This is a genomic window from Halomonas sp. TA22 (assembly GCF_013009075.1).
Taxonomy (GTDB): Bacteria; Pseudomonadota; Gammaproteobacteria; order Pseudomonadales; family Halomonadaceae; genus TA22.
In genome coordinates, this window is sequence record NZ_CP053108.1 from 964,780 (window position 1) to 986,093 (window position 21,314).

A 21,314-nucleotide genomic window follows, 5' to 3' on the forward strand; every position below is an offset into this window, starting at 1 on the left:
GAGTCTGGCGATGACGAACGAACCCGCAGATTCGCCGCAATACCCCGAGCCGACCTTGATTCTCCCCGACTGGCCGGCGCCCAGCACGATAGGGGCTTTCGTGACCACGCGAGAGACCGGTCCCAGCCAGGGGGCGTTCGCCGCCTTCAACCCCGCCATGCATGTGGGGGACGATCCGGCGATGGTCGAGCAGTGTCGCGAATTGCTAAGGGCCCAGCTCGATGACGACCGGCCGCTGTTGTGGCTCGACCAGGTGCATGGTGCCAAGGTGCAGCGGGACTTCGCCGCAGATGCGCCCCAGGCCGATGCCTCGGTGGCCTTCGACAAGCGCTACGCCTGCGTGATCCAAACCGCCGACTGCCTGCCCGTGTTCTTCTGCGACCGGCTCGGCACACGGGTGGGGCTTGCCCACGCTGGCTGGCGAGGGTTGGCCGGAGGCGTGTTGGAGGCAAGCATCGCCGCGCTCGGTGTCGAGCCCGATCAGTTGATGGTATGGCTGGGGCCGGCAGTCTCCAATGCCCAGTTCGAGGTCGGTCGCGAGGTCTACGAAGCCTTCGTTGCCGTACAGCCGGAGGCGGTCAGCGCCTTCGAACCGAGCCCCTATCGGCTCGGGCACTACATGGCCGACCTCTATCGACTGGCGCGGCTGCGCCTGGCACGCCTTGGCGTGTCGCATGTCAGCGGCGGGCACTTCTGCACCGCCTGCGAGCGCCGCTTCTACTCCTATCGCCGGGACAATGGCGTGACCGGCCGCATGGCCAGCGTCATCTGGCTGCGCTAGCCCAGCTCCCGCCCTTGTTGCATATCAAGGGCGGGTGACTTGAAAGCGACCTACCTGACCTCCATTGATACGTCAATACGCAATGACAGGGCCAAGCGGTGCGTCCGAACGCGCCGCCACCCCATGGAGGAGAACGAATGCGACCCGATAAATTCACCGGCAAGCTGCAAAACGCGGTGGCAGATGCTCAATCGCTGGCGGTAGGACGCGGCCACAACCAGCTCGACCCCGGTCATCTGCTACTGGCCCTGCTGGAAACCCGCGACAGCGGCATCACGGGACTGGTGCAGAAGGCTGGCGGCGATATCGCCAGGCTGCGCAGCGGCCTTGCCCAGTATCTGGACAACCTGCCCGAAGTGGGCCAGTTCGATGGCGAAGTGCAGCCGTCGCGGGACTTCCTACGGCTGTTCAACCTGGTCGACCGTGAAGCGCAGAAGCGCGGCGATCAGTTCATCGCAAGCGAGCTGGTGCTGCTCGCCGCGCTCGAGATGAATCACGCCGTCTCCAAGGTGCTGACCCAGGCCGGCCTCACCCGCAAGTCGGTCGAGGCTGCTATCGATAGCCTGCGTGGCGGCCACAACGTCGACGATGCCAACGCCGAGGAGAATCGCGAGGCGCTTAAGAAATACACCCTCGACCTTACGGCACGTGCCGCCGAAGGCAAACTCGACCCGGTGATCGGCCGTGACGACGAGATCCGGCGCACCATCCAGGTGCTGCAGCGGCGCACCAAGAACAACCCGGTATTGATCGGCGAGCCCGGCGTGGGCAAGACTGCTATCGTCGAGGGGCTGGCCAACCGCATCGTCGACGGTGAAGTGCCGGAAGGCCTCAAGGACAAGCGCGTGCTGTCGCTGGACATGGGCGCGCTGCTCGCTGGCGCCAAGTTCCGCGGCGAGTTCGAGGAGCGCTTGAAGGCGGTGCTCAACGAGCTCGCCCAGGAAGAGGGGCGAGTGATCCTGTTCATCGACGAGCTGCACACCATGGTCGGTGCCGGCAAGGCCGAGGGTGCCATGGATGCCGGCAACATGCTCAAGCCGGCGCTGGCCCGGGGCGAGCTGCACTGCGTGGGCGCCACCACCCTCGATGAGTACCGCAAGTATATCGAGAAGGACGCCGCACTCGAGCGCCGCTTCCAGAAGGTGCTGGTCGACGAGCCCACCGAGGAGGACACCATCGCCATCCTGCGTGGCCTCAAGGAGCGCTATGAGGTGCACCATCGCCTCACCATCACCGATTCGGCGATCATCGCCGCGGCCAAGCTCTCGGCACGCTACATCACCGATCGCCAGCTGCCCGACAAGGCCATCGACCTGATCGACGAGGCCTCGTCGCGGATTCGCATGGAGCTCGACTCCAAGCCCGAGGAGATGGATCGCCTCGACCGTCGCCTGATCCAGCTCAAGATGGAGCGCGAGCACCTCAAGAAGGAGATCGACGAGGCTTCCAAGAAGCGCCTCGAGACCCTTGAGGCACAGATCGACGAGCTGGCTCGCGAGTATGCCGACCTTGAGGAGGTGTGGAAGGCCGAGAAGGCCAGCATCGAAGGGGCGGCTCAGTACAAGGACGAGCTCGACAAGGCGCGGGTCGAGCTGGATGCCGCCAAGCGCCAGGGCGACCTGGGGCGGATGTCGGAGCTGCAGTACGGGGTGATTCCCGAGCTCGATCGCAAGATCGCCGAGAGTGAGGCGAGCGGGACGGATACCTCGACCCATACGCTGCTGCGCTCCAACGTCACCGAGGAGGAGGTCGCCGAGGTGGTGTCGCGCTGGACCGGTATCCCGGTGGCCAAGATGCTCGAGGGCGAGCGCGACAAGCTATTGCGCATGGAGGAGGCGCTGCATCAGCGCGTCATCGGCCAGGAAGAGGCGGTCGAGGCTGTTGCCAACGCCGTGCGGCGTTCGCGTGCCGGGCTTGCCGACCCTAATCGCCCCAACGGTTCGTTCCTGTTCCTCGGCCCCACCGGGGTCGGTAAGACCGAGCTTTGCAAGTCGCTGGCCAACTTCCTCTTCGATACCGAGGAGGCGATGGTGCGCATCGACATGTCGGAGTTCATGGAGAAGCACTCCGTGGCGCGGCTGATCGGCGCACCCCCGGGCTATGTCGGCTACGAGGAGGGCGGCTACCTGACCGAGGCGGTGCGCCGCAAGCCCTACTCGGTATTGCTGCTCGACGAGGTCGAGAAGGCGCATGCCGATGTCTTCAACATCCTGCTGCAGGTGCTCGAGGATGGGCGACTGACGGATGGCCAGGGCCGCACGGTGGACTTTCGCAACACGGTGATCGTGATGACCTCCAACATGGGGTCGGACATCATCCAGCGCATGAGCAGCACCGATGCAAGCGACGCCGACGCCAACTACGCGCAGATGAAGGAAATGGTGATGGCGGTGGTCGCCGACCACTTCCGCCCGGAGCTGATCAACCGTATCGATGAAGTGGTGGTGTTTCACGCGCTCGGGCAGGAGCAGATCCAGGCGATTGCCAGCATCCAGCTCGATCGCTTGCGTGAACGGCTCGCCGAGCACGATCTCAAGCTTGAGGTCAGCGACGATGCCATGGCGCAGCTGGCGGTGGTCGGTTTCGACCCGGTATATGGCGCGCGGCCACTCAAGCGCGCCATCCAGAGCCGCATCGAGAACCCGCTGGCCCAGGATCTGCTGGCCGGCAGGTTCGTGGCCGACGATACCATCCGCGTCACCGCCGAGGAGGGCCGCCTCAACTTCGGCAAGTAAGCTTCAAACCGGTCGCGTCCAACGACCTTTTTGCCCGCCCCTGCTGGGGCGGGTTTTTTTATGTCACACGCTTGTCGTTTGGTCGAATGCGCTACACAAGGCGGGTTTCGCGGTTGACAGCCTTGCCATGCTATTGGAATCTTGTCGGTTCCTGATTACGGACGCGGGCTCAACGGGCAATCCCCAGCACACCGCGTGAAGGGTAGGCCTCATGGCCTCTACCCGCCGAAGGACTTTTCCGGGTCCGGGCTAACCGCCTGGCCTGGCCAACCCCCCCGACGCGGCAAACCGCCGTGATGAGAGTGCAGGCCCCAACCGGGCCATATGCCAGGGTTTGGCATCAGGTGCCGGCATGTGGCCGGCAGCGGCATACCGTCGCACTCGAACGCCGTCGCACTCAGCGCACGGCATGGCACTCGAGACCTCCAGGGGAGATACACTGTGGAACTGCTTTCCGGCGCCGACATGATCGCCCGCTTCCTTCAGGATGAGGGCGTCGAATACATCTATGGCTATCCCGGTGGAGCGGCGCTTCATATCTATGACGCGCTGTTCCGACAGGACAAGGTCAAGCACATTCTCGTGCGACACGAACAGGCTGCGACCCACGCCGCCGACGGTTATGCTCGGGCCTCCGGCAAGCCGGGCACCGTGCTGGTGACCTCCGGGCCCGGCGCGACCAATGCCGTCACCGGTATCGCCACCGCCTATATGGACTCGATTCCGATGGTGGTGCTATGCGGTCAGGTCATGAGTCACCTGATCGGTGACGATGCCTTCCAGGAGACCGATATCATCGGCGTGACCCGCCCGATCGTGAAGCACAGCTTCTCGATCCGGCACCCCTCCGAGATTCCGGAAGTGCTCAAGAAGGCCTACTACCTGGCAGCGACAGGTCGGCCGGGCCCGGTGGTGGTGGATATCCCGAAGGATATGACCGCGCCCACCGAGCGCTACGAATACGTCTATCCGAAGAAGGTCAAGCTGCGCTCCTACAATCCCGTTACCCGTGGCCATACCGGCCAGATCAAGAAGGCCGTGGAGCTGATGCTCAAGGCCAAGCGTCCGGTGTTCTATACCGGCGGCGGCGTGGTGACCGGGCGTGCCAGCGAAGGGCTGACCGACCTGGTGCAGTGGCTGGGCTTCCCGATCACCACCACCTTGATGGGGATCGGCGCCTATCCGCAGAGCGACCCGCTGTGCCTGGGGTGGCTTGGCATGCACGGTTCCTATGAGTCGAACATGGCCATGCACCATGCCGACCTGGTGATCGCCATCGGGGCTCGCTTCGACGACCGGGTGACCAATAACACCTCCAAGTTCTGCCCCACCGCCAAGATCATTCACGTCGACATCGATCCAAGTTCGGTCTCCAAGACGGTGCGTGCCGACGTGCCCATCGTCGGCCCGGCAGCCAGCGTGATCGACGAGATGATCAGCCTGGTCCAGGGCAAGGAGATTGCTCATCCCGATGCGCTCGCCGAGTGGCGCCAGAAAATCGATGGCTGGCGCGAGGAGCGACGCGGCAAGCTCTACGAGGCGTCTCAGCCCGGCGAGGCGCTCAAGCCGCAGGAGGTGATCGAGGCGGTCTGCAAGATCACCCGCGGCGAAGCGTTCGTCACTACCGATGTGGGCCAGCACCAGATGTTCGCGGCCCAGTACTACAAGTTCGACAAGCCCAACCGCTTCATCACCTCCGGCGGGCTTGGCACCATGGGCTTCGGTTTCCCGGCGGCCATGGGCGTCAAGAAGAGCTACCCCGACGACGAGGTGGTGTGCATCACCGGGGAGGGCAGCTTCCAGATGATGATGCAGGAACTCTCGACCTGTAAGCAGTACGCGGTGGGCGTGAAGATCGTCAATCTCAACAACGGCTCGCTGGGCATGGTGCGCCAGTGGCAGGATCTAAACTACAAGTCCCGTCACGCCCACTCCTACATGGAGTCGCTGCCGGATTTCCAGAAGCTGATCGAGGCGTACGGTTTCACCGCCATCAAGGTAGAGCGTCACGAGGATATCGAACCCGCCCTCGAGCGGGCCTTCGCCGACAAGAACGAGCTGGTGTTCCTCGACATCTATGTCGACCCGCGCGAGCACGTCTATCCGATGCAGGTGCCCCTGGGCTCCATGCGTGACATGCTGCTTTCGAAGACGGAGCGGACCTGATGCGCCATATCATTTCGATTCTTCTGGAAAACGAGCCGGGCGCCCTGTCACGCGTGGTGGGGCTATTTTCTCAGCGCAACTACAACATCGAGACGCTCAACGTGGCACCCACCGAGGATCCGACGCTGTCGCGCCTCACGGTGACCACGATCGGCGACGATCGGGTGGTCGAGCAGATCACCAAGCACCTCAACAAGCTGATCGACGTGGTCAAGCTGGTCGATCTCACCGAGGGCAACCACATCGAGCGCGAGCTGATGCTGGTCAAGGTCAAGGCGCTGGGCGCTGCCCGCGACGAGGTCAAGCGTACGGCGGACATCTTCCGCGCCCAGATCGTCGATGTCTCGCCGAGTCTCTATACGGTGCAGATCACTGGCGATGCAGGCAAGCTCGATGCCTTCCTGCAGGCCATGGCACCGGTGGGCATCCTCGAGGTGGCACGTACCGGGGTGTCGGGCATTGCCCGAGGCGACAAGGTGTTGACGCTCTAGATCGGCCTGTCTCGCTGCTCTCTACAGCCGCTCTTCGGAGCGGCTTTTTCGTAGCTGCCCGGTGGTTAGGCCTCTTCCCACAGGGCCCTGATCAAGGGGCTCTTGAGGCGTCGTCGAGCGACGCACAGCCCGACATCGTAGTGCGGGAGTTCAGGCTTCACCGGCAGGATTGTCACGCGATCGAGCAGAGGGCTGTTGTCGAGCACGATCCTGGGCACCACACCTACCCCGAAGCCCAGTCCCACCATGCTGACGATCGCTTCATTGCCGGCCACCTGGGCATAGATGCGTGGCGTGACGCCCAGCGCCTTGAACCAGGTGTCGCTATGCTCGCGGGCGAGTCCCGACTCGGAGAGGATCATGGGCACGCCCGTCCATTGCTCAGGGCTTGGTATCTCGGGGCGGGTCGGAATCCATTCGGCGCCATCGCGTGGCGCGATGAATACCAGTGGCGAGGTGGTCATCGGCTTGAAGGCCAGCGCCTCGGGCAGCGTGCGCGGCCGCGGGGTGATCGCCATGTCCTCGTCGCCGGCCAGGACCCGGGCCATGGAGTCGGCGGGGTCGCCGGTGTGCAGCTTGAACTCGATGCGCGGATGGCACAGACGAAACTCGCTGAGCAGAGCGTAGAGGAAGCTGTAGCTCGCGGTGACCGAGCAGTAGATGCTGATCTCACCTGAAAGCTCGCGGGTCTCCTCCATCAAGGCGTGCCGGATCATCTCCCACTGCTCCAGTGTGTCGCGGGCATAGTCTTGGAACAGGCGCCCTTGCTGGGTCAACGTCACATGACGATTGTCGCGCTCGAACAGCGGCGCACCCAGACTCTCCTCGAGTTGGCGGATCGAGCGACTCAGCGTCGAGGGGCTGACGTGGCAGGCATCGCTGGCACGGCCGAAGTGCAGGCTTTCGGCCAGAGCCAGGAAGTGGCCGAGCAGGCGTAGATCCATGGCTACCTTTCAAATTATGAAATACGGCATTGCAAATATAGCGTTTTACGCAACGTTCTGTCTGCCTTATGGTGTCTTCCATCGTTTCGACGAACCCAGCGCCGCGATAGACGGCGCGGGTGGCCATCAACGCTGACATCTTTCACCATTCGATCCGGAGACATCACATGCGCGTTTATTACGACAAGGATTGCGATCTTTCGCTGATTCAGGGCAAGAAAGTCACCATCGTGGGTTATGGCTCGCAGGGCCATGCGCATGCCAACAACCTCAAGGAGTCCGGCGTCGATGTCACCGTCGCCCTGCGTAAAGGATCTTCATCCGCTGCAAAAGCTGAAGCGGCTGGTCTGAAGGTGGCAAGCGTGCCGGAAGCGTGTAAAACCGCTGATGTCGTCATGATCCTGGCGCCGGACGAAAACCAAAAGGCGATCTACGAGCAGGAAGTTGAGCCGAACCTGAAAGAGGGTGCTACCTTGGCCTTCGCTCATGGATTCAACATTCACTACAACCAGATCGAGCCGCGCAAGGATCTGGACGTGATCATGATCGCGCCCAAGGCGCCGGGCCATACCGTGCGCTCGGAGTTCGTCAAGGGCGGCGGCATTCCCGACCTGATCGCCATCCATCAGGACGCTTCGGGCTCTGCCAAGGAGCTGGCGCTCTCCTATGCCGCCGGCGTCGGCGGCGGTCGCAGCGGCATCATCGAGACCACCTTCAAGGACGAGACCGAGACCGACCTGTTCGGCGAACAGGCGGTGCTGTGCGGCGGTGCCGTGGAGCTGGTCAAGGCCGGCTTCGAGACGCTGACCGAAGCGGGCTATGCCCCGGAAATGGCCTACTTCGAGTGTCTGCACGAGCTCAAGCTGATCGTCGATCTGATGTACGAAGGCGGCATCGCCAACATGAACTACTCCATCTCCAACAATGCGGAGTATGGCGAGTACGTCACCGGCCCCGAGATCATCAACGATCAGTCGCGTGCTGCCATGCGCAATGCACTCAAGCGCATCCAGACCGGCGAGTACGCCAAGATGTTCATCAACGAGGGCAATAGCAACTATCCGTCGATGACCGCGCGTCGCCGTCTGAACGCCGAGCACGATATCGAGCAGGTTGGCGCCAAGCTGCGCTCGATGATGCCATGGATCGCCGCCAATCAGCTGGTCGACAAGTCGAAGAACTGAGTCGGCTGGTAAGCGGTTACCCGAAGGGCGCGACTATCGCGCCCTTCCTTTTTTACGGGAAATCCAGTTGGGAAAGGGCGCTCCTGTCGTTAATGGAGGGAGAGTGTAGAATGAGGAAAGCGCCCAGCCATCCTGTACGGCAACGGAATGAGAGACATGAGCCAGGAACCCAGCAACACCGAACTCCCCCGTCGCGAGCCGGAAACACCCGAGTTCGAACAGACACCCCGGGCCGATGAGGATATCGCTTCCGCCTTCGTGCGCGAGACCGAGGTGGTCGAGGAAGCACTTGAGGGCGGCAAGAAGGTGAGGCGGCGTGGCGTCTACCTGCTGCCCAACCTGTTCACCACCTCTGCGCTGTTCTCCGGCTTCTTCGCCATCGTGGCGGGTATCAACGGCGACTTCACCGCGGCGGGTATCGCGGTCTTCATTGCCATGGTACTCGATGGGCTGGATGGTCGGGTGGCCAGGCTGACCAATACCCAGAGTGCCTTTGGTGCCGAGTACGACAGTCTGGCCGATATGGTCTCCTTCGGCGCCGCGCCCGCTCTGGTCGCCTTTACTTGGATACTTCAGGATATCGGCAAGACCGGCTGGGTGGTGGCGTTTCTCTATGTCGCCTGCGCTGCCTTGCGCCTGGCTCGTTTCAATGTCCAGATCGGAAGTACCGACAAGAAGTGGTTCATCGGCTTGCCCAGCCCCTCGGCGGCAGCGCTGGTCGCGGCCTTCGTCTGGACCTTTCACACCTTTGACGCCGATGCACTGGTCTTCAAGCTTTTCATGACTTTGGTCGTGGCAGCAGCAGGCATCCTGATGGTCAGCAATATCCGCTACTACAGCTTCAAGGATGTGGACCTCAAGGGACCGGTTCCCTTCGTCGTATTGCTGGCGATCGTGCTTGGCTTCGTGGTGATCTCCATCGAACCCTCATTGATGCTGTTGATTCTCTTCGGCGCCTATGTCGCCTCGGGCCCGGTGCTTGCCACCATGCGGGTAATGAAAAGCCGCAAGGCGGTAGATAAGTAGGCATTGGGGCCGCTCGGCATTTTTTTACGAGGCGATAAAAAACCGCTTGCGTGGCCCGGGGTAAATCCGTAAAGTACGCATCCGCTGCTGGCGACGAGCACTGGTTAGAGCACATCACTCATAATGATGGGGTCCCCTGTTCGAATCAGGGCGTAGCCACCAGAATAGAAAACAAAAACCCGCCGAGCTCGCTCCGCGGGTTTTTTGTGGTCGCACGGCGTATACGCGAACGCGTCAGCTCAGCGCGGCCCGATTGACGAAGCCGGTCAGTACTCGAATCATCTGTTCGATATCCTGGCTGCCGGCGGTTTCCCGGATCGAGTGCATGCCCCACTGGGCCACCCCGACATCGAGTGTCGGTACGCCAAGCTCGGTAGCAGTGATCGGCCCGATGGTGCTGCCGCAGCCCATGTCGGCGCGGGTGACGAAGGTCTGTACCGGCACCGCTGCCTCGCGGCACAGATCTCGGAACATCGCTGCGGTGGCGCTGTTGGTCGCATAGCGCTGATTGGCGTTGACCTTGATCACCGGTCCGCCGTTGATCGCCGGACCATGGGCGGCATCGTGCTTGTCGGGGAAGTTGGGATGCAGGGCGTGAGCGTTGTCGCAGGAGATCATCCGCGAAGCCTGGATCAGGCGGATGAAGCCCTCATCGCCCGGCTCGCCCAGCTTGGCATTGACGCGTCTGAGCACGTCGCCGAGGAATGGCCCCTGGGCGCCGCAGGCGCTGGCACTGCCCACCTCTTCGTGGTCGGTGGCAACCAGCACGGCGCCCTGTTCGCCATCGCTTGCCAACAGCGCTTCCAGTCCGACGAAGCATGACAGCAGGTTATCCAGGCGAGCGCTGGCGATCAGCTCACCATTGACCCCGACACGCGATGGCGGCTGAGTATCGTAGAGCGCCAGCTCGAAATCGAGAATCTCGACCTGCTCCAGATCATGCTGTTCATAGAGCCAGCGCTGCAGCAACGTGGTCAAGTCAGCCTTGTCGCCGCCCTGCAGAATGACGGGCGCCATCTGGGTCTGGGCATTGAGGGCGCGACCGTTGTTGGCCTCACGGTCCAGATGGATGGCCAGGCTTGGCACAATCGCCACCGGACGATCGACATTGAGCAGTACGCCCTGCAACCGGCCATCCTCGCGCCGCACATGCAGGCGTCCAGCGATGCCCAGGTCGCGATCGAACCAAGGAGCGAGCAGCGCACCGCCATAGACTTCAATCCCCAATTGCAGCCAGCCCTGGTTGACCTGCGCCGCGTTGGGCTTGAGCCGCAGCCCGGGGCTGTCGGTATGTGCACCGATCATGCGCAGCGCCGTGAGCGGTGAACGCGGCACCTGCATGGCCACCAGAGAGGAGTCGTTGCGTGTCACATAGAAACGTTCGCCGGGGGCAATCTGCCAGGGCTGGCTCTCATCCAGGCGCCGATATCCCATCTGCTCGAGCCGACGCGCCATGTTAGAGACGGCATGCCAGGGAGTAGGAGACGCTTGCAGAAAGCCTAACATTCGCTCCAATGTAATATTGTGGGGCATGGTCATCCTCATCGAAGGTCTGTGTCCGAGGGCACAGACTGATACAATGACATTTCGGCTAAGACAAAAACGGATGCCGAATGCTGGTCTAGGGAAGAAGTGTACATGAAACCGGGAGTGCTTCATTGATGAGCCTGATTGCAGCCATTCGGCAAGGAAGCGTAATAGCACTACTGCTGGTACTGAGTAGCATGGCGATGGCCCAGCCGGAGCCCTCCGACGCTCAGCGCCAGGCAGCGACAGAAGTCGCCGAGTCGCTGCGCTATGGCCACTATGCCGATGTCAGTCTGAGCAAGGCGTGGTCGCGGCAGGCGTTCCAGCAGTATCTAGATACCTTGGATGGCCAACGCGCCTATCTGTTGCAGAGCGACGTCGATGAGTTTCGCGACCTGTCCAACGCCATCGATGACGTGCTCTACGATGGAGGCCTCGAGCGCATCTTCGCCCTGCACATGCGCCACCAACAACGCATGGAGAGCCGCCTCGAATGGATTCTCGCACGGATAGACGAAGGATTCGGCTACACCTACGACACCGACGAGCGCATGACCCTCGATCGCTCGGACGAACCCTGGGCCTCACGGGAGGAAGAGCTCGACTATATCTGGCACAAACGACTCAAGAATGCCGCCCTCTCCCTGTCACTGAGCGGTCAGGACGAGGAGCAGATCGTCGACAACCTGCGCCAGCGTTATCAGGGACAGCTGTCGCGGGTTCGCCAGACCAACAGCGAGGATATCTTTGGCCTGTTCATGAGCGCGGTGACGACCACCATCGACCCGCATACCGAATACATGTCGCCTCGCCAGGGGGAGTCCTTCGATATCCAGATGCGCCTTTCGTTGGAGGGCATCGGCGCGCTGCTGCAGTCCGAGGGCGACTACGTCAAGGTCTCGAGCCTGGTGCCAGGCGGCCCCGCCGAGCGAGCCGGCGTACTTGAGCCCGCCGATCGCATCATCGCCGTCGGCCAGCAGGGCGAGGAGGAGATGGTCAATGTGGTAGGGATGCGTCTCGATGACGTCGTTGACCTGATTCGCGGCCCCAAGGGCTCGGTGGTGCTGCTCGATGTGGTGCCGGCACAGGCCATCGACATGACCCGCTCGCGCACCGTCGAGATCACGCGCGACACCGTCAACCTCGAGGACCAAGCCGCCAGCAGCGAAGTGATCGAGCTCGAGCGAGACGGCCGGAGCCAGCGCATCGGCGTGGTCAAGATCCCGACCTTCTATGTCGACTTCGATGCCTGGCAGGCCGGCGAGGAGGAGTATCGCAGCACGACCCGCGACGTGGCGCGCGAGATCGAGCGTCTCAAGGCGCAGAACGTCCAAGGTATCGTGCTCGACCTGCGCAACAACGGCGGTGGTGCCCTGCAGGAGGCCAATTCGCTGATCGGCCTGTTCATCGATCGCGGCCCCACCGTGCAGGTACGCGACGCCCGGGGGCGCATCAGCCTGTATGGCGATACCGAGAGCGGCATGCTATACGATGGCCCGCTCGGCGTACTGATCAATCGCCTGTCGGCATCGGCCTCGGAAATCTTCGCCGGTGCCATCCAGGATTACGGTCGCGGCGTGGTGGTGGGCAACCGCACCTTCGGCAAGGGCACCGTCCAGACACTCAACGATCTCAGCCATGGCCAGATCAAGTTAACCCGGGCCAAGTTCTACCGCATCTCCGGGGAGAGCACACAGCACCGCGGCGTCGAGCCGGATATCCTGTTCCCAAGTCTGATCGACCCTGAGATCATCGGCGAGAGCAGCTTCGACAATGCCCTGCCTTGGGATACCGTGCGTGCCGTGCAGTATCGCCTCTACGGCTCACCTTGGCGGTTCCTCGAGTCACTCAGCGCGCAACACCATGAGCGTGTCGCCACCCACCCCAACTTCGTCTACCTGGAGCGACAGGCCGAACTCGCGCGCCGACTGCGCGAGGAGCAGACCAGCATCAGCCTGAACCGCGAGCAGCGTCAGCGCGAGATGGAGGAGCAGGAGCGCGAGCAGCTGGATCTCGAGAATCGTCGGCGTCACGCACTGGGCCTCGATGAATTGGACGATTGGGTCGATGCTCGTGGCGAGGATAGCGAAGAGAGCGAGCCCGCCGAACGCGCCCAGGTGATCGAGAGTGCCGAGATTCTGCTCGATTACGCTTACCACATCGGCCGGCTCTGATGACGAGCTGAGCCGCACGTCCACCTCGCCCCGCCTGATGCGGGGCGAGGTCGTGTCACGCCTCTGCCGGTTCGAGGCTGGGGCTTGCCGGGCGCCCTACCCAGCGGGCAAGGCCGATCACCGCCACGGCATGATCGTTCGGGGGTAGCTCGGCATTATGCCGCAGTCGCTGGGCGATCTGCAGTAGTCCCGCCCGTGAGCGCGCTTCATGGATCATCAGCGAGCCACCGAAGAGCTCCTCTGCCGCCTTCTCGATGGCCTGGGCTGCAAGTTCCGCCTGCCACTGGGCGCGTCCCGTCGACAGCGTCACCTCCAGCGCAGCATTAGCCTGCTCAAGCGCCTTTGAATGCTGTCGGAGTGTCTCGACCTCCTGTGTCAGCGCGGCGACACGCTGCCGCAGCACCTCGTCACTCTCCTGCGAGTCAGGAACACCATTCGTCATTATCGTCATCGCTCCCCTGATCAGCGGTCAGCTCAGCCCGCCATGCTATGACTGACTATCGGCAGCAAGGCCAGAGAATTGAATGAGCCACGCAAACGCTCGGCCGGCAGGCGTTAAGCAATAAAGCGCCGGGGAGTACCGGCGCATGTAAGGAGTCGGTTGATACTCGCTGAGAGGCCTAGATATGATCTCGGGGGATGGTGTACTCCCAGTTCTGAGAGTAGATGCGATAACCCTCCTCGTAAGCATCCAGCTGCGCATGCACCTGGAAGTCCGTGGTCGTGCAGGTGAGTACCGTGCGGGTATAGACTTCCACGTCCCAGTCATCACGCTTGAAGCCGCGAGAGGTGTAGGTTTCCCCGCGTACCGAGGTGAAGTCGTCATCCTTGAACGTATACCACTCATGAGTATTGCGACGAATCTCGGTATCGGTCTCGTCGAGACGAAACCCACCCTGGTCGTTGATGACCTCGAGCACCGACTGCTTCTGCGCAAGATCCCGATGCAACAGCCAATTGTGGCTGCCAGGCACCAGGCGCGTCATCTCCACGGAGGGACCCTGCTCGGGTTCGGGAAGATCGGGTAGCGAGACATCCTCGGTACGCGGAGGACGCACCGGCAGCAGCAAGGCGCTATTGCGCGGGTAGACCGTCAACTGTACCGGCTCGGGCGGCACCCAGGCCAAGGGCCAATAAGAGGTCGAGATCGATATCCTGAGCTGATGACCTTCGGGAAAACGCTGAGCAATGCCATTGAGCGGTACCTTGACGCGATAGCGACGATGCGGTTCAAGCGGCTCAGGTTGGGAATCGCCGTCACGATGGGTGAGGTTGAGCAAGCCATAGGTGACCCGTGTCGACTTACCATCCGGCGCCACGTCGGAGAGTCGCACGGCCACCATGGCGACCGGTTTGTCGGCGGAGAGCTCCAATTCCACGCTGGGCATGCCGGCGATCTCGAGAGCCTCATCCAGCACGCGGCTGCGAAACACCAGCGAGCCACCATCCTCCTCACGCTGATCGCCGGGAAGGTCCGGCGTCGCGGAATAGGAGCACCACTTGCCGGCCGATAGACCCACGCTCAATGGCGACTGCACGGTCAACGGATGAGGATCGATCTCCTCCTCGGGCAAGCGCTCGCTGCTGCTCTCATCCCTCGTCTCGGGATCGTTGATCGTGTAGGTCCCAAGCGGGTAGCGACGCATCTCGATAGATGGCGATGGCCAGCTCGCCTCGCCGATCCAGCGCCCCGGACGATCCTTGTAGGCATTATCCGGCGGCACGCTGTCCTGCAGCCATGCCCTGAGCATGGGCTCGTCCATAACGCCGGTTTCCTTGCCCTTGAGCCAGTAGTCCCACCAACGCAAGGCCTCTTGCAGAAAACCGATCGCGGGTCCTGGAATCCCCTGGTGAGGGTACTTGTGCCCCCAAGGCCCGATCAGCCCCTTGCGTGGCGCGTCCAGATGCTCGAGCAGGCGAAATACGGTATTGGTATAGCCATCGGCCCAGCCACCCACGGCAAATACCGGACACTGAATGGCCGAATAGTCGCGGTATACCGAGCTTGCGGTCCAGTATTCGCTACGCCGCTGATGCCTTAGCCACGGCTCCAGCCACAGTCCGCTCCCCTTGAGCCGTTCGAACCACATGTCGCGCCAACGGTCGCCGACGATCTTCGGGTCCGGTGGCAGGCTATTGAAGGCGAACATCACCGTCGCCTCCGAGAGATTGTCGCCGAGCAGGCAACCGCCCATGTAGTGCATGTTGTCGGCGTAGAGATCGTCGCTGGAGCTGAGGCTGATGATCGCCTTCAGAGCGGGAGGGCGGCGTGCCGCCACCTGTAGGCTATTGAAGCCTCCCCACGAGATGCCCATCATGCCGACGTTACCGTCGCACCAGGGCTGCTTGGCAATCCAGGCAATGGCGTCGACGCCGTCCTGCTGCTCCTGCTGGGTATATTCATCGGTGATTACGCCATCCGAGTCGCCACTGCCCCGCATGTCCACCCGCACGCAGACATAGCCGTGCCCGGCCAGATAGGAGTGATTGTTGGCATCACGCCCGCGGGTAAGGTCCCGCTTGCGATAGGGGATGTACTCCATGATGGCCGGCAAGGGCTCCTGCTCGGCGCCTTTGGGCAGCCAGATGCGGGCTGCCAGACGGGCGCCGTCACGCATGGTGATGTAAGTGTTTTCGATCACCTGGACATCATGAGGAAATGAAGTGACCGTCTGCATCGCACCTCCTTCTTCTTTCGATGAGTTCGGTGTGAACTGTCGGTTACTGACTCAAACGGAGTCGAATTCGAAGTTCAGCTCGGCGAGACACGCCTGATAGCGCTCTCGTATCTGCTCGTGGGTATCCCCGCCCACATAGACCGTGCCGAGACGGTAGGCGAACTTGTCCTGATTGGGCAGCTTGCTCAACTGCTCTCCCTGCTTCACGTCGAGCCTGATCTTGATGCCCGGTATCTGCTCGCTAAGCGCGGCGATCTCCCGATCGCTTGGCACACGCCTGATGATGCCATCCTTTCTCTTACAGGGGATGAGGCACTTGGCGGCGATGGGATAAGCCCCCAACCGGTTGGAGAGCGAGGGACGCTGGCCAAGCGAGATATCAAGGGCGACCTCATGGTTGGACATGCCATCGACCATAATGAACATCTCGCTATGGGACTGAGAAATACGGGTATTGAACTCGACCAGCCATAGCTTATCGTTCGCCTCATCCCACATGAACTCGGCGTTGAAGCAGCCATTATCATAGCCGATATGCTCGAGGAACTGCTTGCAGGCGCCGATCATCTGCCGCTGTATTCGCTCCGGCATCGCCGATGGATACTCCATACGATCGTAGGTGTCGGCGATTTCATCCTTGGGCTGGTCGACCACGCCGTGGATATTGAATTCGCCTTGAAACACCGTCCCCTCCGGCGCGCCTTGAACACCGGAAATCAACTGCTCGGCAATACAGGTATTACCGTTGGCCTGCTGAATCTCGGGCGGCAGCTGAGCATGTGCCAAGGCTTCATTGAAGGGCTCACCAAAATGACGAATCTCCTGGCGCATCTCCTTGATCGCCTCGTTGAACTGCTCTTCGTCCTCGATCTTGAAGCCCAACTGGGAGGAGAACGCCTTGACTGGTTTGAGCCAGAAGGGGTATTTAAGCGTCAATTGCTCGATAGGGTTGTCGGCGAATGGATCGATGCTGCAGAACTCGGGCACCAGCTCGGGAAAGACCTTCTGCTGCTCGAGACGACTCCAGTACTTGTGCTCGCACTTGAGCACACTTTCAAGCGGCGGCGAGGGGATACCGTGGTCGCGACACAGAAGCGGCACCAGTACGCTGGTCGGGAAATCCCAGTGGGCGATGATCGCGTCGACCGAGCCCGAGAACTGCTCCAATTCCTTACGGGCCTGATCCAATAACTGATCGAAGGAAAAGTGCTCGGATTCGACCAGTGTCTCGACATCCATCAATCCATGGAAGGCGCACTCATTGGCATGACGAAGTGTCGCAAGCTCTTTACGCTGCTCATCCTCTAGTGCCAGTATAAAAACATTACGGATCATCCTGCCTCTCCGTGGCAACATTAAAAAAGAAGCGCCTGGCTTCACTCGCATTCCCTGCGTTTGTCGCCTCATTCTTGATAAGCCATTCTCATCATGTGGGCTTATCTTATATAGGTATAGGGCACCGCTTATGTTCAATTAGGTCAAGGGTATCAACCGTTGCGCCGATCTGAACTGGCATCATCGGCTTTATCGTTGATGTTGCGCTTCTCCTCCTCTGTCTGCCCTTTTGAGAAGGTCTTGCCGGAATAGGGCGCTTCGTCGATCGACGTATTGTGCCCCGTGTTTTTGGTTCCCCCCGATGAGGCTTTCTGGTTATCCACATTTTCCGAAGGCTTGTAGACCTTGTCCTTGTCGTCGCCGCTATGAGTTGAATGACCTTGCTTGGACGGGTTTTCTCCTGCCGCAGGATTATCGCGCTCCACCAGCTCGCGAGCCTTCGCTTTCTCTTGTTGATCCTGACCCTTCTTCCCTGATGCATTGCCACTATCTGATGTAACCATTTTCCTTACTCCGATGGTTGCTTCCCTGAATATGGCTTAACCAGAGCCTAGTTTTTCCCTCTTTGGACCGCAAGGACGAATCCCGACGCAAGCAAGATCGCCCGCCAGTGGACACTGCACCTCACAAGAAAGCATGTGCCATGCTAAGTCATGGTTGCCAAGCAATCTCATCTACTCCAACGTAAGGAAGCCGATGCGCTAGCAAATCCATGACACTGCGGTTGAACCATACAATCCAGGGGCAACGATGAGCGAACAGAGCCAAGACCGTCACTCAAGCGACTTTTCCTCCTATGCGGAGATGGCGGGGTTCAGCGCATTGAAAGCGTTAGCGCTTGATCTTCGCTCATCCTGGAATCACGCCACCGACCAGATATGGCGGCAACTCTCGCCATCGCTTTGGGAGCTTACACACAACCCTTGGGTCGTGCTGCAGACGGTATCGCACGAAAGGCTCGAGCTCACATTGGCCGACCCGCTCTTTCGCGAGAGGCTGGAAGCGCTGGTGAAGGCCCGAAGCGATGCGCAGAAGACAGCCTCTTGGTTCAATCAGACCCACCAGAAGAGCTCGCTTGAGGGAGTCGCCTACTTCTGCATGGAGTACATGTTGAGCGATGCGCTGCCCATCTATTCAGGCGGGCTTGGCAACGTCGCCGGCGATCAGCTCAAGGCCGCAAGCGACCTCGGGGTACCGGTGACCGGCGTCGGGCTGCTCTATCAACAGGGCTATTTCCGCCAGGTCATCGGCGAAGATGGTACTCAGCAGGCCCTCTATCCCTACAACGATCCCGGGCAACTCCCTATCGTGCCGCTGCGCCAGCCGAATGGCGAGTGGCTGCGACTGGAGGTCGCCCTGCCCGGCTATTCGGTATGGCTGCGCACCTGGCAGGTCCAGGTCGGCAACGTGAAGCTCTATCTGCTCGACAGCAATGACGCCGCCAACTTTCCCGCCCACCGAGGGATCACCAGCGAGCTGTATGGTGGCGGGCCTGAGTTGCGCCTGCAGCAGGAACTGCTGCTCGGTATCGGAGGGTGGCGTCTACTCGAGGCCCTTGGCATCGAGCCCGAAGTCTGCCATCTGAATGAAGGACATGCCGCCTTCGCGGTACTCGAGCGCGCCTATCGCTACATGCAGCAGACGGCCCAGCCCTTCGATGTCGCCCTTGCCGTGACCCGGGCAGGCAACCTGTTCACGACCCATACCGCGGTGGCCGCCGGGTTCGACCGCTTCGACCCCGCGCTCATCGAACGCTATCTCGCCACTTACGCCGAACAGCGGCTGGGCATCTCCATTCACGACCTGCTCGCGCTTGGACGGCACGACCCCAACGATACGTCGGAACCCTTCAACATGGCCTACCTGGCGATTCACGGCAGCGGTGCCGTCAATGGTGTCAGCCATCTTCACGGCAGGGTGAGCCGCCATCTCTTCGCCCCGCTGTTTCCACGCTGGCCGATCGAGGAGGTACCTGTCGGGCATGTGACCAATGGCGTCCATATGCCCAGCTGGGACTCCGCGCAGGCCGATGAGCTTTGGACGGAGGCGTGCGGCAAGGAGCGTTGGCTGGGGTCTGAGGAGTCGCTGGGCAAGGGCATTCGAGCCATTTCCGATGCACGGCTCTGGCACTTTCGCAGCAACGCCAGCACGGCGCTCATCGAGTACACGCGCGAGCGCCTCGCCAGGCAACACGCCGTTACAGCGGCTCCCGCCAGTGATATCGACGAGGCACGTCACCTGCTCGACCCCCGGGCCTTGACGCTGGGGTTCGCGCGCCGTTTTGCCACCTACAAAAGGCCCAACCTGCTGCTGCATGATCCAGAGCGCCTGTTGCGGCTGCTCAATGATCCTGACCGGCCGGTGCAGTTGATCATCGCCGGCAAGGCGCACCCGGCAGACCAGGCCGGACAGCGAATGATCCAGGAGTGGATCCATTTCCTGCAGCGTCCTGAAGCGCGACAGAGCGTGATCTTTCTGAGCGACTATGACATGCAGCTCGCCGGACACCTCGTGCAAGGCGTGGACGTCTGGCTGAATACTCCCCGCCGCCCTTGGGAGGCCAGCGGCACCAGCGGCATGAAGGTGCTGGTCAATGGAGGCATCAATCTGTCGGAGCTGGATGGCTGGTGGGCGGAAGCGTATACCCCGGAAGTTGGTTGGGCACTGGGCGACGGCATGGAGCATGGCGACGACCCAGCCTGGGATGAGACCGAGGCCGAAGCATTATACGACCTGCTCGAGCACCAAGTAATTCCGGAGTTCTACACCCGCGACGAATCGGGTATTCCTACCGCCTGGGTGGCGCGCATGCGCGAGAGCATGGCGCGCCTGTCGCCACGTTTTTCCACCAATCGCACGCTGCGTGAGTATACCGAGCATTACTACCTGCCGGCGGCTGCCGCCTACCGCAAGCGGGTGGAGGAGAATCGGGAGGGTGCCATTCGCGGACAGGCCTTTCACTGGCGCCACCCTAGCGAGCAGCGCTGGACCGGCCCCCACTTTGGGGAAATGCACGTCAACAGCGACGACAGGCAGCATGACGTCGAGATAGCGCTTTTTCTCGACGATCTCGCGCCCGACATGGTGCGGGTCGAACTCTATGCCGCTGGCCTCGAGAGTGGCGCACCGGAGCGAGTCGCAATGCGCCGAGGAGAGCAGCTGGCCAATGCCGCCAATGGCTACACCTATCACGCCACGCTACCGGCCAAGCGCCCGATCGATGACTACACCGCGCGGATGATGCCTCACCGCGACGGGGTGGCCGTACCGTTGGAAGATGCCCATATCCTTTGGCAGCGATGAGATGATGAGCGACACGGTTAATAGTGCAAAAATAGAGAGCCGCGGTAGGTAACGAATCGATAACGGCTTCTACTCCTCACTTCTTTAAGAAAGAAGGAAGAGCTCATGGCGCTGTTCCAAGGTATGGCTTGCAAGAAAGCATTGTCTACTGGCTGGTATCTTAACCAGAAAAGCGGCATGGCAGGGCTGCCATATCCAGTACAAGAGGCTGCAACTGATTGGCTCCTCGAGCAGGACTCGAACCTGCGACCCAATGATTAACAGTCATTTGCTCTACCAACTGAGCTATCGTGGTAGAGCACAACCTTGCCAAGGTTGGGGTCGCGAGTTCGAATCTCGTTTCCCGCTCCAAACCCGATGGATGAGAGCAGAGCAACGGGGCGCAAGCTGGTACGCCAGCCCGGTCGAATCTCGTTTCCCGCTCCAGTGCCTAGGCACGATCCCCAGAGGCTGGATGGCAGAGTGGTTATGCAGCGGACTGCAACTCCGTGTACGCCGGTTCGATTCCGACTCCAGCCTCCATTTTTCGATTGATCCCCTCGCGTTATCCCGCCCGGATGGCGAAATTGGTAGACGCAAGAGACTTAAAATCTCTCGGTGGCAACACCGTGCCGGTTCGACCCCGGCTCCGGGCACCAGCGCCTTCCTGCGACCTCCCCCTGAACTTCACCTGCTTCATCCCCTTTTTTCTTTCGAGTCTCTCAAGACATTTAATGACAGGAAAAAAACGGGCAGCCACGCTGATTGATTGCCATCTCGATCCGGACCCCATCCGCCTTATCATGGAAGATACTCCGGGGCTTTTCCGCTGGGTGGATGTCCTACTGGTGATCGTCATGAGCGCCGTGGTCTTTGGCCTCAAGAAACGCTACGTGCATCGTCGTATCCATGCGTTGAGCTGAATCGCGTCCTTATCCCGCTTGGCAGCAAATACGTATAGAATCGCTCTGCTGAATGACGTCAGAGTCGA

General features: G+C 61.2%; 16 protein-coding genes and 3 tRNA genes. 13 read left to right on the top strand and 6 right to left on the bottom strand.

What is annotated here, in order from left to right:
• Positions 1-10: 10 nt before the first annotated feature.
• The 4 genes from pgeF to ilvN all read left to right on the top strand — a co-directional run bounded on the left by pgeF (position 11) and on the right by ilvN (position 6,173).
• Positions 11-781 carry a peptidoglycan editing factor PgeF gene (gene pgeF / locus HJD22_RS04490; protein WP_208654008.1) on the top strand — a complete coding sequence of 257 codons (771 nt, stop codon included), beginning with the start codon at positions 11-13 and terminating at the stop codon, positions 779-781.
• Positions 782-918: 137 nt separating this feature from the next.
• The gene (clpB, locus tag HJD22_RS04495) at positions 919-3,516 is read left to right on the top strand and encodes an ATP-dependent chaperone ClpB (protein ID WP_208654007.1); all 2,598 of its coding nucleotides are present in this window, start codon (positions 919-921) and stop codon (positions 3,514-3,516) included.
• A gap of 441 nt (positions 3,517-3,957) precedes the next feature.
• Positions 3,958-5,682, top strand: coding sequence for an acetolactate synthase 3 large subunit (locus tag HJD22_RS04500; protein ID WP_208654006.1), 1,725 nt, complete (start codon positions 3,958-3,960; stop codon positions 5,680-5,682).
• Positions 5,682-6,173: an acetolactate synthase small subunit gene (ilvN, locus tag HJD22_RS04505; RefSeq protein WP_208654005.1), complete on the top strand. Its 492-nt coding sequence runs from the start codon at positions 5,682-5,684 to the stop codon at positions 6,171-6,173. Before HJD22_RS04500 ends, ilvN begins: the two co-directional genes overlap by 1 nt.
• 65 nt (positions 6,174-6,238) lie before the next feature.
• Here ilvN and ilvY read toward each other — a convergent pair whose 3' ends face one another.
• Entirely contained in the window at positions 6,239-7,117 is an 879-nt protein-coding gene (ilvY, locus tag HJD22_RS04510) for an HTH-type transcriptional activator IlvY (protein WP_208654004.1), read from the bottom strand.
• 152 nt (positions 7,118-7,269) lie between these two features.
• On the opposite strand from ilvY, the gene ilvC reads away from it, so the two are divergent.
• From ilvC to HJD22_RS04525, 3 genes are all read left to right on the top strand, one after another.
• Positions 7,270-8,301, top strand: coding sequence for a ketol-acid reductoisomerase (gene ilvC, locus HJD22_RS04515; RefSeq protein ID WP_302051029.1), 1,032 nt, complete (start codon positions 7,270-7,272; stop codon positions 8,299-8,301).
• A gap of 156 nt (positions 8,302-8,457) precedes the next feature.
• On the top strand, positions 8,458-9,327 hold the full coding sequence (gene pssA, locus HJD22_RS04520) for a CDP-diacylglycerol--serine O-phosphatidyltransferase (RefSeq protein ID WP_208654002.1): 870 nt from the start codon (positions 8,458-8,460) through the stop codon (positions 9,325-9,327).
• 89 nt (positions 9,328-9,416) lie between these two features.
• Positions 9,417-9,489: transfer RNA gene (locus HJD22_RS04525), tRNA-Met, on the top strand.
• 72 nt (positions 9,490-9,561) lie between these two features.
• On the opposite strand, the gene HJD22_RS04530 is transcribed toward HJD22_RS04525, so the two are convergent.
• A complete protein-coding gene (locus HJD22_RS04530; RefSeq protein ID WP_208656225.1) occupies positions 9,562-10,860 on the bottom strand; it encodes a M18 family aminopeptidase in 1,299 nt (432 codons plus the stop codon).
• Between the two features lie 128 nt (positions 10,861-10,988).
• Between HJD22_RS04530 and HJD22_RS04535 the strand changes: the two genes are divergently transcribed.
• On the top strand, positions 10,989-13,028 hold the full coding sequence (locus tag HJD22_RS04535; protein ID WP_208656226.1) for a carboxy terminal-processing peptidase: 2,040 nt from the start codon (positions 10,989-10,991) through the stop codon (positions 13,026-13,028).
• Positions 13,029-13,083: 55 nt separating this feature from the next.
• Here HJD22_RS04535 and HJD22_RS04540 read toward each other — a convergent pair whose 3' ends face one another.
• The 4 genes from HJD22_RS04540 to HJD22_RS04555 form a co-directional block, all read right to left on the bottom strand.
• The gene (locus HJD22_RS04540) at positions 13,084-13,479 is read right to left on the bottom strand and encodes a hypothetical protein (RefSeq protein ID WP_208656227.1); all 396 of its coding nucleotides are present in this window, start codon (positions 13,477-13,479) and stop codon (positions 13,084-13,086) included.
• A gap of 169 nt (positions 13,480-13,648) precedes the next feature.
• A complete protein-coding gene (locus HJD22_RS04545) occupies positions 13,649-15,706 on the bottom strand; it encodes a CocE/NonD family hydrolase (RefSeq protein WP_208656228.1) in 2,058 nt (685 codons plus the stop codon).
• A 51-nt stretch (positions 15,707-15,757) separates the two neighbouring features.
• Positions 15,758-17,041, bottom strand: a complete 1,284-nt coding sequence (locus HJD22_RS04550) for an ATP-grasp domain-containing protein (protein ID WP_208656229.1) — start codon at positions 17,039-17,041, stop codon at positions 15,758-15,760.
• Positions 17,042-17,193: 152 nt separating this feature from the next.
• Positions 17,194-17,544, bottom strand: coding sequence for a hypothetical protein (locus tag HJD22_RS04555; RefSeq protein WP_208656230.1), 351 nt, complete (start codon positions 17,542-17,544; stop codon positions 17,194-17,196).
• Between the two features lie 247 nt (positions 17,545-17,791).
• On the opposite strand from HJD22_RS04555, the gene glgP reads away from it, so the two are divergent.
• The 5 genes from glgP to HJD22_RS04580 all read left to right on the top strand — a co-directional run bounded on the left by glgP (position 17,792) and on the right by HJD22_RS04580 (position 21,246).
• Positions 17,792-20,344, top strand: a complete 2,553-nt coding sequence (gene glgP / locus HJD22_RS04560) for an alpha-glucan family phosphorylase (RefSeq protein ID WP_208656231.1) — start codon at positions 17,792-17,794, stop codon at positions 20,342-20,344.
• 105 nt (positions 20,345-20,449) lie between these two features.
• Positions 20,450-20,605: a hypothetical protein gene (locus HJD22_RS04565; RefSeq protein WP_208656232.1), complete on the top strand. Its 156-nt coding sequence runs from the start codon at positions 20,450-20,452 to the stop codon at positions 20,603-20,605.
• Positions 20,606-20,792: 187 nt separating this feature from the next.
• A tRNA-Cys gene (locus HJD22_RS04570) sits at positions 20,793-20,866 on the top strand.
• A gap of 29 nt (positions 20,867-20,895) precedes the next feature.
• Positions 20,896-20,982, top strand: a tRNA-Leu gene (locus HJD22_RS04575).
• Positions 20,983-21,057: 75 nt separating this feature from the next.
• A complete protein-coding gene (locus HJD22_RS04580) occupies positions 21,058-21,246 on the top strand; it encodes a hypothetical protein (RefSeq protein WP_208654349.1) in 189 nt (62 codons plus the stop codon).
• The last annotated feature ends 68 nt before the right edge of the window (positions 21,247-21,314 follow it).